Genomic DNA, 13,493 nt, shown 5'->3' with positions numbered 1-13,493 from the left:
TGTCACCGCCTGTATGCGCAAATACCTGACCAGGCTCAATGCCATGAAACGTGACAACGCACCCTGGATAGCGGGTATAGCGGGAGGCGCTAAAGACAGTTGACTCCTACAGCTGGGTCCCCGGTAGCGGTCCTGCCGAGCATGGCTCGGCACTACCCTGCGACCAGATGCTGTCGGTATGGCCCTGCTGTAAGCGCATCTGCGTGCGTCTGGCGATGTACAGCATTGCCGGCACCGACAGCAGCGCGGTCAGGTCCACCGGCCAACTGCCTACGTGGTACCAGCTGCCGGCGACGCCCAAGGCACCGGCGATGCTCGACAGCGGAATCGCCAGCGTGCACAGCGCACTCAGCCGCAGCAGCTCAACCGCAGCGCGCGGTGCGCCGCGCAGGAACGCCCAGGCGATGCCCGCGACAAATACCGCGTAGTAGATGCCGGTGTGCCAGGCCTTCAGATCGGTGACCAGCGACGGCAGCCATTTGGTGGCGGCGATGCTGGCGGATATGCCGGCCACGCAACCCAGCGACACGCCAACCGTCAGGCAGGCCAACACCCGGGCCGAACGCTTCTGCACCGGCGTCTCCGCGCCCTTGCGCTTGCGTCGCCGCGATTCCACCCACAGCAGGTTGCCGGTGTAGAACAGCGCCGCGCCGGCCAGGCCCATCAGCAGGTACAACCAGCGCACCGGGTTGCCACCGAAGCTGCCGAAATGCAGCGCGAAGAACGCATTGACCGCGCCGTTCCAACCATCCATATGACCCGGCAGGTCATGTGCATCCACCTCACCGCTATACGGATCCAGGTGGGTGCTGGCATACACCCGCGCACGCGTGCCATGGCGGATATCCAGTCCGGTCACCGTTGCTTCAACATGGCCGTCCTTGTTCTGGAAGCCGAAGCTCTGCACCTCGAAGCCCGGCAACTGCTGCTCTACCCGGCGCAGCAACTCGACGGCCGGCAGCACAGCGGCTCCACCCGGCGATTCGGCATGCTCCTCGCTCCACTCGATGCCTTGCGGATACACCACTGCTCCCTGTGCATCGTAAAACTGGTCGTGGAAGGCGAACACCACGCTGGTCAGCGCGATGACGATGTGGAACGGCAGACTGAACAACCCCAGCGCGTTGTGTGCATCCAGCCACATGCGCTTGATGTTCTTGCCGATGCGCAGCGCGAACACATCCTTGCTCAAGGTGATCAGCAGCACGATCAGGCCCGATACCAGGGCGACCGCATACGCCATCGCCACCGCGCCCATGATCGGCCGTGCGATCTTGTCCGGGAATGGCAGGCCGACCAGCTGGTGCAGCGTATCCACCAGCTGCGCCACCGGTGCCTTGCGCGTCTGCGCCACCTGCAGGCTGCCGTCGGCGGCGAAGCTGGCGCCATACTCGGTGAACTGGCGACGGCCCTGGCCGGGTGCGCGCTCCTGCCAGTACACCCGCGCCGGTTGATCCGCATGCGGACGCACCGAGACGAAGTACCGCGATGCCGCCTTCGGGTGTTCGGCAAGCACCGCGGCCACCAGCGCGTCGGCCTGTTGCAGTGACGGTGCCGGCGACAAGGTGGAAGGCGGCGTCGCCCAGCGCTCCAGCGGCTTCTCGAACATGGTGACCGAACCGGCATAGAAGGCGATGAACAACATCAGCCCGCTGACGATGCCGATCCAGATATGCACATCCTTGTAGACCTTGATGATGTCGCTGCGAATCTTCATGCAAGCACCTTCATGACATCACTCCACGCACCAGCCACAGCGCGGCGAAGCCCAGCACATTGGCCGCGCCCAACCACAGCCAGGCACGCAGGCTGTTGCGGAACAGGTAGACGAAGGACAGCACCGTCGCCCAGATCGGTGCCATCAGCCACATGTTGAACTGGTTCTTGCCGCCGCCGGCATTGATGCCATCTGGGCCCAGCCACGCGAACAGGCCGGACAGCGCCAAGGCCAGGCCAAAGCCCAGCACCACGCCAGCGCAGGTCTTGCCGAACCAGTGGCGGCTTTCCAGCCGCGGTTTCGCCGTGCTCATACCGACCGCCCCGCACGCACGCGTGCGCGCCACGCACCGAGAAACGGGGCGAGCGACCACACCAGCATCAACAACACCAACCAGCTCGCGAGCGCTTCCAGTGGCGCGAGCAGCGGCCACAGCGCCAACAGTGACAGCAGCACCAACAGCGTGCCCGGCCACCATGCATGCCGCGTCGGCCAAGGCCCGGCGGCACGCAGCTGTTGCTGTGGCGAAGCGACGTAAAGCAGCAGTCCGCCAACGATGCCGGCCAAGCTGCCGGCGATGCCCAGCCACAGGTTCATGGCTCCTGCCTGCTATACGTGATCGCGCGCCGTTGCCGGACGCGCATGCTATATGGGTTTCTCATCTGGTCTGGCTCTTCGCTGGACATGCGCTGGCGGCGCCTGCACTGACGCGCAGGCGCCGCGCGCGGATCACCAACTGAAACGTGCAGTGGCAGTAACGGTACGGCCGGTGCCGTAGTAGCAGGACGACACGCCGCCGCAGGTAGAAACGAAGCGCTTGTCGGTGAGGTTGCTCAGGTTGAGCGCGAACTGCGTGCCGACCGCGCCATGCTGGCCGGCGTCATAGCGGATGGCGGCATCCCACAAGGTGTAGGACGGGATCAGGTAGAGGTTGGCGCTGTCGCCATAGCTGCGCCCGTTGTAACGCACGCCAGCCGCAACGCTCAGTCCTTCCAGGCCGCCAGCGAGGAAGGTGTAGTCGGCCCACAACGCCGCCGTCCAGTCCGGCACCATTGCCAGCTGCTTGCCGGTATAGCCGTTGTTGCTGCGAGTGACCTCCGAATCCATCCAGCTGGCTGCGCCGATCAGGCTGAAGCCCTCCAGCGGGGTGATGCGCCCTTCCAGCTCGGCGCCACGCACGCGACCTTCGCCGTCCTGCACCTGGCATGCGCTGTCTCCCTTGTTGCCGCACTTGTCCTGGTGCGTCGGGTCCGGATCATTGGTGACGATGTTCTGCTGGCGCAGATCGTAGGCGGAAAGCGTCAGCAGGCCATCAAAACTCGCCGGCTGATACTTGATGCCCGCCTCCCACTGCTTGCCCGTCACCGGGTCGAACGGCGTCTGTGTGTAACTCATGTTGATGTTGGTGGCCGCCGGCTGGAACGACTCGGCATAGCTCAGGTACGGGGTCAGGCCGTTATCGGCTACATACAACACGCCGGCATTGCCGCTGAATGCCTTGTCTTTCACCCGGGTCGGAACTTTGGCAGCGTAGGTATTGCTCGCCACGGTATAGCCCTGGCTCCAGGTGTCATCCTTGCTCCAGTCATGGCGTCCACCAAAGGTCAGCCGCCACTTGTCGATAGCGATCTGGTCCTGCAGGTAGGCACCGGTCTGGCGGTTGATGCCGCCTGTGTAGTTGATGCTGGTAGTGACCGGCACGTAGTTGGTATAGACCGGATTAAAGATGTCGATATCGGCCGGATTGACCATCCCACCACGTGCACCGGTCCAGTCGGCCTTCTGCCAATCCACGCCCACCAGCACGGTGTGCTCGGCGATGCCGGTGCTGAACTTGCCGGTCAAACGGGTATCGACGGTCTCGCCCTTGGAGTCGCCTTCACCCCAGGTCGCACGGCGCTTCTGGGTACGACCATCAGCATTGAGGCCGCCATTGGTCACCACGGTGCGGAACACTGATTCGACATCGGTATGGCGCGCGCTCTGGCTCAGGGTCCAGTTGTTGTTGAAGCTGTGCTCGAACAGGTAACCGGCGGTCCAGATGGTGCGGTCGAAGGTGTTCCAGTTGGGCTCGCCGATGAAGGTGGTGTTCTTCATGTAGCCGTAAGCGGTGGGCCGCAGCGTGCCGGCCATCGGCAGGAACTGGTAGGTCGAGCCACCGTCGTCCTTCTGGTACAGGCCGAGCAGGGTCAGGCGCGTGCGCTCGGCGATCTGGAAGGTGTAGCTGGGCGCCAGGAACCAGTGCTGCTGCTCGGTGCGATCGATCTGGGTCTGGCCGTCGCGGTACAGGCCGACCAAGCGCAGCAGGTGGCGGTTGTCATCCGTTCCGGTGCCAACGTCGAAGGCACTGCTGTACTGGCCATTGCCATCGATGCCGACGCGCAATACCTGCTGCTGGTCGGGCACCGGCGTCTTGCTGACCTGGTTGACCATCCCGCCCGGAGCCACCTGCCCGTACATCACTGCGGACGGGCCCTTGAGCACTTCCACGCGATCCAGGTTCCAGCTGTCGACCATGCTTCGGTTCCACTGGCTGCCCTGCGGCGCGCGCATGCCGTCGATGGTGACGTTGTTGGCCCAGCTGCCAGCGTCGAAGCCGCGGATGCGGAAGTCATCGACACGGTTGTCGATGCCGCTGCTTTCCAGCGACACGCCGGCCACGTAGCGCATGGCTTCGTTGAGGTTCTGCACGCCACGTGCGTCCAGCTCCTCACGCGCGATCACCGACACCGACTGTGCGGTTTCAGCGATGGCGGTATCGGTCTTGGTCGCACCAGAGGTGTGGCCAGTGGTGCGGTAGGCATTGACCCGCACCGCATCCAGCGTCTGCGCGTCGGCAGCCACTTCGGCTTCGGCCGCAATTGCAGCAAGCGGGAACAGGGCCGAGACGACGGCGAGGGACAGCAAGGCCGGGCGGAGACCGGCAGAAATACGGGGGAGGGACACGGATCAACCTGCACAGACAGAAGTATTGGCTGACTGCCCGGGCAGCGGCTGATGTGCCGATTATAGTAAATAATAACCATTCGCAACAATATCGTTGGCACTGGCTGTTCTGTCACCCGCACTGGTCCCGCCAGCCGAGGCCTGAATACCCGGCCCAAAGCGCGCTTTGCGCCAGCATGTAAAATGGCCAATTTTTAGTCAGGACCATGGCGAAAGCATCCGAACGGGCGCCCGTTCTGGGCCCGGCGTTCATTCGCCTGCTGGCCCGATTCAACGACGAGGCAGCATCCCCTGCGGCACCTGCGGTGCCGGAGCGGCTGGCGCAGTGGTTCGACTGGAACCGTGCCATCACCCTGTCCAAGGCGTTGGACAACCCACCGCCGGAGCCCGAAGCAGGTGCCGACTACACGCCGGCGCAGGATGTTGAATACGCCAATGTGCGAGCCAAGCTGACAGAGGCCATCCAGGCCGAGATCGACCTCAGCCCGCCGCGCAACCCAGCCCCTGCCGACGCCGAGCTGCCGCCCGGCTTCGCCCCCTACCGCCAGCACTATCTGAACCAGCAACGGGCCATGCAGACCGCCACGGGTCGCCTGCGCGGCCGCCTGCGTGACATGCTGGCCCGGCAATCCCCGGCCAAGGCACGCCTGGCCGAAGTCGACGCGGTGATGGAAGCCACCCTCAGCCCGCGCGAACACAGCCTGCTTTCCCATGTGCCGGTGCTGCTCGGCCTGTACTACCAACGGCTGCTCGCTGCAGCCGCGCATGACCCCGCCGATGCAGCCGCATCGGAACCCACCGCGGCACCCACCGGCCCTTGGCTGGTCACGTTCCGGCAAGACCTGCGCATCGCGCTGCTGGCCGAACTGGATGTCCGCTTCCACCCCATCGATGGCCTGCTCGCAGCGCTACGCACCCGGTAATCCGTACCTCATGTCCAGAAACCTCGTTGCAGTCGTTGTCTTCCTTGTTGGCCTGTTGGCCGTGTGCTGGATCGGCATCGGCTATGCCGGCACCCATCCGCTGGCCGCGGTGGTCGCCGCGATCATCGCTGCCTGCTATCTGGCCGGTGCGGTGGAACTGTTCCGCTACCGCCAGGCCACCAGCACCCTGCAGCAGGCCTTGCCGGCCATCGGCGAAGCGGCAGACAACCTCGACGGCTGGCTCAGCCGCCTGCAGCCGGGCCTGCGTGGTCCGGTGCGGCTGCGCGTACAGGGCGAACGCGTCGGCCTGCCCGCTCCTGCATTGACCCCCTATCTGGTCGGCCTGCTGGTGTTGCTGGGCATGCTCGGCACCCTGCTCGGCATGATGGCCACCCTGCGTGGCACTGGCCTGGCGCTGGAAAGCGCGACCGACCTGGATGCGATCCGCAGCTCGCTGGCCGCACCGGTCAAGGGTTTGGGTTTCGCCTTCGGCACCTCGATTGCCGGTGTTGCCAGCTCGGCTGCACTCGGTCTGCTGTCGGCGCTGCTGCGCCGTGAGCGCGCGCAGACCGTGCAGGAACTAGATGCAGGCATCGCCGGCCAGCTGCGCACGCATTCGCAGAGTTTCCAGCGCGGCGAGACCTTCCGCCTGCTGCAGGAACAGAACGCGCTGATGCCGACCCTGGTCGAGCGTCTGCAAGCGATGATGAGCAGCCTGGAGCAGCAGCATCAGAGCAACAACGAACGCCTGCAGGCCAGCCAGCAGGAGTTCCACCAGCGCACCGAAGCGGCCTATACGCAGCTGGCGGCATCGCTGCAGCAGTCGATGCAGGCCGGCATCAGCCAGCAGGCCAATGCGGTGGGCGCCGCACTGCAGCCCGTCGTTGATGCAACCATGGCGGGCCTGGCTGACAAGTCCAACGCCCTGCACGCCAGCATCGACAGCGCCGTGCACAAGCAGCTCGAAGGCATCAATGCCGCCGTGCAGAGTGCGGCCGCAACCGCTGGCAGCAGCTGGAGCAATGCACTGGACGCACAGCAGCGCAGCAACAGCGCGCTCAACGAACAGTTGCAGCAGGCGCTTGCACAGTTCAGCAACACCTTCGAGCAGCGCTCCAACAGCTTGATCGATGGCGTCGCCGCGCGCATGGAAGACAACGTCGGCCGTACCGCCGAAGTGTGGCGCGAGGCGCTGACGAATCAGCACAGCGCACACGAGCAACTGGCATTACGCAATGAGCAGGCATTGCTCAGCGCATCGTCAGCGTTCGAACAGCACGCACAGTCGCTGCTGTCTTCGCTGCAGCAATCGCACGAACAACTGCAGAGCGCGTTCGCCGAGCGCGACGAACAGCGGCTGGGCCAATGGTCGCAGTCGCTATCGGCAATGGTCGACACGCTGGACAGCAGCTGGCAGCGCAATGGCGAAGCCGTCGCGCAGCGCCAGCAGCAGATCTGCGACAGCCTTGCGCAGACCACCCAGAGCATGAGCGAACAGCAGCAGGCGCAGGCCCGCGACACCATCGCCGAGATCTCGCGTCTGGTGCAGACCGCCTCGGAAGCACCGCGCGCCGCCGCCGAAGTGGTGGCCGAGCTGCGCCAGAAGCTGTCCGACAGCATGGTCCGCGACACCGCCATGCTGGAAGAACGCAGCCACCTGCTGTCGACGCTGGAAACCCTGCTCGGTGCGGTCACCCACGCATCCACCGAACAACGCAGCGCAGTCGATGCGCTGGTCAGCACCTCGGCCGATCTGCTCGAACGCGTCGGCGGCCGCTTCAGCAATCAGCTCGAAAGCGAGACCAACAAGCTTGATCAGGCCGCTGCCAACGTCACTGCCAGCGCAGTGGAGATGGCCAGCCTGGGTGATGCCTTCGGCAGTGCGGTGCAGCTGTTCGGCCAGTCCACCGCCGCCCTGAGCGAACGCCTGCAGCTGATCGAAAGCGCGCTGGACAAGTCGCTGACGCGTAGCGATGAGCAGCTGGCCTACTACGTCGCGCAGGCGCGTGAAGTGGTGGACCTGAGCATGCTCTCGCAGAAGCAGATCATCGGTGAGCTGCAGCAGCTGGCCGAAGCCCGCGACAACGCCGGAGCCTGAGCGCGATGAGCGACGAAATCGAATTCGACGCCGAATCCAGCGCCACCACCTGGGCCGCGTTCGGCGACCTGATGTCGGTGCTGCTCGGCGCATTCGTGCTTATCCTGGCCAGCGTGATCGGCATCCAGCTGTTGCTGCACAACCGGCTGGATGAAGAGGTCAAGCAACGCCAGGAACAGACCGCCAAGCTGAAGACGCTGGAGCAGGCACTGGCTGCACCGCTGGCTGCTGGGCGCGTCACCGTGATCAACGGCCGCATCGGCATCAGCGGCAGCGTGTTGTTCGCGCTCAACTCCGACCAGCTGCAGCCGGAAGGCCGCGAGCTGCTGCAGAGTATCGCCGCACCGTTGCGCGACTATCTCGGTGCACGCGAGGAAATCCTGATGGTCAGCGGCTTCACCGACAACCAGCCGGTGCGTGTGGTCCATGGCCGCTTCGCCGACAATCTGGAGCTGTCGGCCGCGCGTGCGCTCACCGTCACCCGCACCCTGATCGCCGACGGCGTGCCGTCGCAGTCGGTATTCGCCGCCGCCTTCGGCGCCGAGCAGCCGGTCAGCAGCAACGATGACGAAGCTGGTCGGGCCAAGAACCGCCGTGTCGAGATCGCGCCGATCCCGCGTCCCAAGCAGGACGGCAAGGCCGATGCCGCGCAATGATGCCCACTGATTCGGCAGCACTCGCACAGCTGCAGGCATGGCGCGAAAGCGGTGCTGATCGCTGCGATCCACCACGTTTCGAACTGATCGCGGCGCTGGCGCAGCGCGCACAGCACTATGCGGGCAGCGCACGCGAGCAGCTCGATGCGCGCCTGTCACAGCTCACCGCCGCGTATGCACAGCTTGTTGCTGTTGAAGTTGCCGGGCCTGCGGCGCCAACCAGCGTGGAAAGCCCGTTGCAATCACTGCTACAGCAGCTGCAGGCAGATCCGCTGCAATACCAGTTGCCGTTGAGCACCTCCGACGCGCCTGCTGGCGAAAACGACAGCGGCGAAGGCACCGAAGCAGTGTTGATGCCAGCACTGGATGAGTTCCAGCAACTATGGAGCCGCATCCGCATCGACAGTCTGCTGCGCCAGTGTCTGGATTCGCTGCCAGAAGATGCCGGTCCACTGAACTCCAGCGTGCTCACCTACCGCGCGATGGCGCTGATGCAGGAGCTGTCGCCGGAGTATCTGCAGCACTTCATCGCCTATGTGGATGTGCTGACGTGGATGGAGCCGGTCAGCGGCACCAACACCGTGGTCGAGCCGACCCGCGCGGCCAGCAAGCGCAAGGCCAGCCGCAAGAAGACTTGAGCGCCCTGCGTGCCCGACTGAACGGCACGGACCCCATGCGGGTGGGCCGCCGGAGAGCCCCGTGGTTTCCTGCAACAGCTGCGCTTGGCCGGGCCGGAAGCCGCATGCACACGGACTGCCGGTACTGTCCGCCTATCCCAGCAGCAAGGGCATCACCTTGCTGGTCTGCTTCTGCAGGTTCTTCAACGCATCGGCATCTCCGCTAACCTGCTGCAGCAGGGCGCGCTGGAACAGGCCGTCCATCAATGCGTAAGCCGCCTCCGATGTCACTGCCAGCGGCCGGTGTTTGAAAGCCGCGTAACAGGACACCACCCGCCAGACCATGTCCTGCAACAGCAGGTCGATCTCTGCAACATCGTCGCGCAGAAAGCCTTCAAACAAGGCCTGCGAACGCAGGTCATACCAGAGGCTGTGCACCCGCGCATCGTTCTGCAGTGTCTCGCCAAGACGCGCCAGGAAGCCATTGGCAAGCTCATCAGCCGAGCGCGCACTGGCAATGACGTCGTCATAGCGCGTAGCGCAATGACGCTTGTACTCACGGATGCTGCAGCTGATCAGGTCGAGCTTGTCGCTGAAGTAATAGTGCAGCACGCCATGGCTGTAGTCGGAGTTCTGCGCGATCTCGCGCAGGCTGGTGCGTGCATAGCCCAGGTCGGCCAAGGTCAACAGCGTGGCTTGGGCCAACTCACTGCGGCGCGCGGCGAACTTGTCGGCGGGTACAGCCAGCTGCCGGCGAGCGGCAGATTTTGGCGCAACCACGGCAGCGGATCGTGACGACGGGCGGGGCTTGGACGGCACGGCGTTTCCAGTCAAGAACTCGGCCCTGATTCTGCCATTGCGCGGCGCAGCATGACAATTGTCCAGAAATATCTTTACATCCGTCCAAAGTTTGTTGGACGAGTGTCAAGGAATGCCGGCGCAGGCCATCCCGACCGCGCCGTAACGCAGCAGATCGAGCGAGGACAGCATGAGCGAGCAGAGCTTGGTTGGTCGTAAGGCGCTGGTTACCGGAGGCGCACGTGGCATTGGTGCGGCCATTGCTGCCGCACTGGCACAGGCCGGAGCGGCGGTGATGATTGGAGACATCCTCGACGAGGCCGGTCAGGCCACCGCGACGGCACTGGCGCACGGCGGAGCACAGACAGGCTTCGTGCACCTGGACGTGGCCGACGATGGGCAGTGGCAGCACGCCGTGGCAACCACGGTGGCGACACTGGGCGGGTTCGACCTGCTGGTCAACAACGCTGGCATCGAGGTCACCTCGCTGATCGCCGACATCGACGCCGCCGGCCTGCGCCGCATGTGCGAGGTCAACATCATCGGCACCGCGCTGGGCATGAAGCATGCGTTCCGTGCGATGCGTCCTGACGGCATTGCCGGTGACGGTGGCTCGGTGGTCAACATCGCCTCGGTCGCCGCCACCATCGCCTTCCCGGCCATTGCCGGCTATTCCGCCACCAAGTCGGCGGTGGACCGGATGACCCGGGTCGCCGCGATGGAAGCCGGCAAGCTGGGCTACGGAGTGCGGGTGAACTGCATCTACCCGGGGCTGATCGCCACCGAGATGGGCCTGCAGCTGGCCAACGACATCGTCGGCAACGGGCTGGCGGCAGACGTACCGGCAGCGGTCGGCGCGGTGATTGAACAAACCCCTTTGGGGCACCTGGCCGAGGTGGAGGACGTCGCCGACGCGGTGGTGTTTTTGTCCTCGCAGCGGGCGCGCTTCATCACTGGTGCGGGGCTGCCGGTGGATGGCGGCATGGGCATGTAAGCCCGATCCGATCTTACTCTTGAACAGGAGAAATCCATGAGCAACAAGCGCCCCGTGGTGGTCTACGGTGCGTCCGGTTACACCGGGCGCCTGATCTGCGAATACCTGCGCGAATACGGCATCCCCTTCATCGCTGCCGGTCGCAGTGCCGACAAGCTGCTCGCCGCGATGCAGTCCAACGTCGCCGGCATCGAAACCGCCGACTACGACGTGGTCGCCGTCGAACACGACGTTGCCGCGCTGACCGAGCTGTTCCGCGGCGCCAAGGTAGTGCTCAACACCGTTGGCCCATTCAGCCGCTATGGCGACGTGGTGGTGGAGGCCTGCCTGGCCAGCGGCTGTCACTACGCCGATACCACCGGCGAGCAGGATTGGCTGATCCATCTGGATGAACACTGGGGCGCGCGTTTTGGCGCTGCCGGGCTGCTGCTGTCGCCGGGTATCGCGCACATGTACACAACCGGCGAGATCGCCGCCCAGCTATGTCTGGAAACACCGGGGCTGGATACGCTGGATATCGCCGTGTTCTGGGGTGGCAGCCCGACCATCGCCTCCACCCAGACCATCCTGGTCAACGCGGCGATGTCCAAGGCCTATTACCTGCAGCAGAACCAGTACGTTGAATGGGAGCCGGATGCTGGCCTGTACCAACTGAGCATCCCAGGCCAGCACGAAGCGGCACTGGCGCTGCCGTGGGGTGGCACCTCGCACCCGGTGTGGTTCCGCCGCGACCCGCGTGTGGCCAACGTGCGGGTACTTGGCGGTGTGTTCAACAAACCGCTGATGCAGGGCGTGCCGAAAATTGTTGCGGCCGCACTGGAAGCAACCAAGGACATGCCGCCGGAGCAGCGCTATGCAGCCTTGGCGCAGACCGCATCCGGGGTGATGAACAGCATGCCGCCGCGTGAAAACCCGCGCATCAACAAATCGGTGGACTCGGTGCATGCCTCCGGCCCGCTGGGGCGCGCGCACTGCGTGATCCATGGCAACTGCAATTACAAGCAGACCGGGCTGCTGCAGGCCTTCGCTGCGGCGTGGTTGCTGCAGCAGCCGCCCAAGCGGGTGGGCTTCGCGTCGGCCTGCCAGGCTTTTGGCCACCACGAGTTGCTGGGCGCACTGCGCAGCTTCGGCCTGGTGCAGGCACCGCTGCTGATCGTGCAGGCCTGAGCGCAAGGACCACGACGATGCGACTGATCGACTACCTCGACAAAGGCGCCTCGCTCGGTGCACAGGCGCCCTGCCTGAGCATGGACGGCACCGAGCTGAGCTACGCGCAGGTGCAGGCATTTAGCTACCGTGTCGGCCGCGCATTGGCGGCCAGCGGCGTGGCTGCAGGCGAGAAGGTGGCCATTCTGTCGGGCAACAACCTCTTCGCATTCTGCTGTGTATTTGGCATCTCGCGTAGCGGCGCGGTGTGGTGCCCGATCAATCCACGCAATGAAGCGAGTGAAAACCGCGCGGTGCTGGATGGCTTTGACTGCAGCGCGCTGATTTTCCACAGCAGCTACGCGGCGATGGTGCGGACCATGCTGCCGGATCTGCCCAAGCTGCGCGCGGTGATCTGCCTCGACGCCGAGCTGGATATCGCCCCCGCCCTGCAGCAGTGGTTGTTCCCACACGACGACACGCCCTTTCAGCGCGAGCCGCTGGACGATGTGGTGATGCTGCCTGGCACCGGCGGCACCACCGGTACACCCAAGGGGGTGATGCTGACCGGGCGCAACCTGGAGGCGATGACCGCCACGGTATTGATGCGCTACCCCTTCAACGGCAGGCCGGTGTATCTGGCGCTGGCCCCACTCACTCATTCCGCCGGGGTATTCGCGCTGCCGATGCTGGCCTTGGGGGGGCGCATCGTGATCATGGGCCATGCCGATTACGGCGCGTTCCTGCAGCTGATCGAATACCACCGGGTTACCCATACGCTGCTGCCGCCCACCGCGTTGTACATGCTGCTGGACCACCCGGCCTTGGACAGCACCGACCTGGGCTCACTGCAGTGCTTCTGGTATGGCGCCGCCCCGATCTCTCCGCAGCGCCTGGCCGATGCACTGCAACGGATCGGCCCGATGGCACAGTTCTTCGGCCAGACCGAAGCACCGATGGTGGTGTCGACCCTGGCCCCGCGTGATCACTACAACGACGACGGCAGCATCGCCCTGCAGCGGCTGACATCGGCCGGGCAGCCTGCACCGTTGACCCAGTTGGCGGTGATGGACGATGCCGGACAGCTGCTGCCGATCGAGAGCCGCGGCGAGATCGTAGTGCGTGGTTCGTTGGTGATGGCCGGCTACTACAACAACCCCGAAGCCAGTGCCGAGGCCGCACGTCACGGCTGGCATCACACCGGCGACATCGGCTATCTGGACAGTGCCGGCTTCCTGTACATCGTCGACCGCGCCAAGGACATGATCATCACCGGCGGCTTCAATGTGTACTCGATCGAAGTGGAGCAAGTACTGCAGGCGCATCCTGCCGTACAGGACTGTGCGGTGATCGGCCTGCCCGATGACAAATGGGGCGAGCGCATCGTTGCCGTGGTGGAGCTGCGCAACGGTGCCGAGAGCAGTGCCGAAGAACTCATTGCCTTTGCCCGCCAACAGCTGGGCGGGGTCAAGGCGCCCAAGCAGATCGAGCTATGGCCGGCCCTGCCCAAGTCCAAGGTCGGAAAAATCGTCAAACCCGAAATCCGTGCGGCCTTGTTGGCCACCGACACCCTGCCCCGTGCACCGCTATCGCAGTGA

General features: G+C 64.8%; 12 protein-coding genes. 7 read left to right on the top strand and 5 right to left on the bottom strand.

From position 1 onward, the window contains the following. Positions 1 to 106: 106 nt before the first annotated feature. From ACVOK8_RS14350 to ACVOK8_RS14335, 4 genes are all read right to left on the bottom strand, one after another. Positions 107 to 1,717: a PepSY-associated TM helix domain-containing protein gene (locus tag ACVOK8_RS14350; RefSeq protein ID WP_481567419.1), complete on the bottom strand. Its 1,611-nt coding sequence runs from the start codon at positions 1,715 to 1,717 to the stop codon at positions 107 to 109. Between the two features lie 10 nt (positions 1,718 to 1,727). Then, entirely contained in the window at positions 1,728 to 2,030 is a 303-nt protein-coding gene (locus ACVOK8_RS14345; protein WP_481567418.1) for a hypothetical protein, read from the bottom strand. Next, positions 2,027 to 2,314 carry a hypothetical protein gene (locus ACVOK8_RS14340; RefSeq protein WP_481567417.1) on the bottom strand — a complete coding sequence of 96 codons (288 nt, stop codon included), beginning with the start codon at positions 2,312 to 2,314 and terminating at the stop codon, positions 2,027 to 2,029. The genes ACVOK8_RS14345 and ACVOK8_RS14340 overlap by 4 nt, the downstream gene beginning before the upstream one ends. A gap of 132 nt (positions 2,315 to 2,446) precedes the next feature. Beyond that, complete coding sequence (locus ACVOK8_RS14335; RefSeq protein WP_481567416.1) at positions 2,447 to 4,663, bottom strand: TonB-dependent siderophore receptor; 2,217 nt, start codon at positions 4,661 to 4,663, stop codon at positions 2,447 to 2,449. 206 nt (positions 4,664 to 4,869) lie between these two features. On the opposite strand from ACVOK8_RS14335, the gene ACVOK8_RS14330 reads away from it, so the two are divergent. From ACVOK8_RS14330 to ACVOK8_RS14315, 4 genes are read left to right on the top strand one after another with little or no spacing between them, the layout of a single operon-like run. Continuing rightward, on the top strand, positions 4,870 to 5,586 hold the full coding sequence (locus tag ACVOK8_RS14330) for a DUF3348 domain-containing protein (RefSeq protein WP_481567415.1): 717 nt from the start codon (positions 4,870 to 4,872) through the stop codon (positions 5,584 to 5,586). Positions 5,587 to 5,596: 10 nt separating this feature from the next. Then, the gene (locus tag ACVOK8_RS14325; protein WP_481567413.1) at positions 5,597 to 7,684 is read left to right on the top strand and encodes a DUF802 domain-containing protein; all 2,088 of its coding nucleotides are present in this window, start codon (positions 5,597 to 5,599) and stop codon (positions 7,682 to 7,684) included. A gap of 5 nt (positions 7,685 to 7,689) precedes the next feature. Further along, positions 7,690 to 8,340: an OmpA family protein gene (locus ACVOK8_RS14320; RefSeq protein ID WP_303748166.1), complete on the top strand. Its 651-nt coding sequence runs from the start codon at positions 7,690 to 7,692 to the stop codon at positions 8,338 to 8,340. Next, positions 8,337 to 8,978: a DUF2894 domain-containing protein gene (locus tag ACVOK8_RS14315; RefSeq protein ID WP_481567412.1), complete on the top strand. Its 642-nt coding sequence runs from the start codon at positions 8,337 to 8,339 to the stop codon at positions 8,976 to 8,978. The genes ACVOK8_RS14320 and ACVOK8_RS14315 overlap by 4 nt, the downstream gene beginning before the upstream one ends. Positions 8,979 to 9,110: 132 nt before the next feature. On the opposite strand, the gene ACVOK8_RS14310 is transcribed toward ACVOK8_RS14315, so the two are convergent. Then, positions 9,111 to 9,776 (bottom strand): TetR/AcrR family transcriptional regulator, encoded by a 666-nt coding sequence (locus ACVOK8_RS14310; protein WP_481567411.1) that lies wholly within the window; start codon positions 9,774 to 9,776, stop codon positions 9,111 to 9,113. Positions 9,777 to 9,945: 169 nt separating this feature from the next. Between ACVOK8_RS14310 and ACVOK8_RS14305 the strand changes: the two genes are divergently transcribed. Genes ACVOK8_RS14305 through ACVOK8_RS14295 form a run of 3 tightly spaced genes read left to right on the top strand, consistent with a single transcriptional unit; the run spans position 9,946 to position 13,493 of the window. Next, positions 9,946 to 10,749 (top strand): SDR family NAD(P)-dependent oxidoreductase, encoded by an 804-nt coding sequence (locus ACVOK8_RS14305; protein WP_481567410.1) that lies wholly within the window; start codon positions 9,946 to 9,948, stop codon positions 10,747 to 10,749. Between the two features lie 36 nt (positions 10,750 to 10,785). After that, positions 10,786 to 11,916, top strand: coding sequence for a DUF5938 domain-containing protein (locus tag ACVOK8_RS14300; RefSeq protein WP_481567409.1), 1,131 nt, complete (start codon positions 10,786 to 10,788; stop codon positions 11,914 to 11,916). A gap of 17 nt (positions 11,917 to 11,933) precedes the next feature. Continuing rightward, positions 11,934 to 13,493 carry an AMP-binding protein gene (locus tag ACVOK8_RS14295; protein WP_481567408.1) on the top strand — a complete coding sequence of 520 codons (1,560 nt, stop codon included), beginning with the start codon at positions 11,934 to 11,936 and terminating at the stop codon, positions 13,491 to 13,493.

The organism is Stenotrophomonas sp. STEN083 (genome assembly GCF_056759195.1).
The sequence above is the reverse complement of the archived record's forward strand: the minus strand, read 5'-3'. Positions and strand labels throughout refer to the sequence as shown.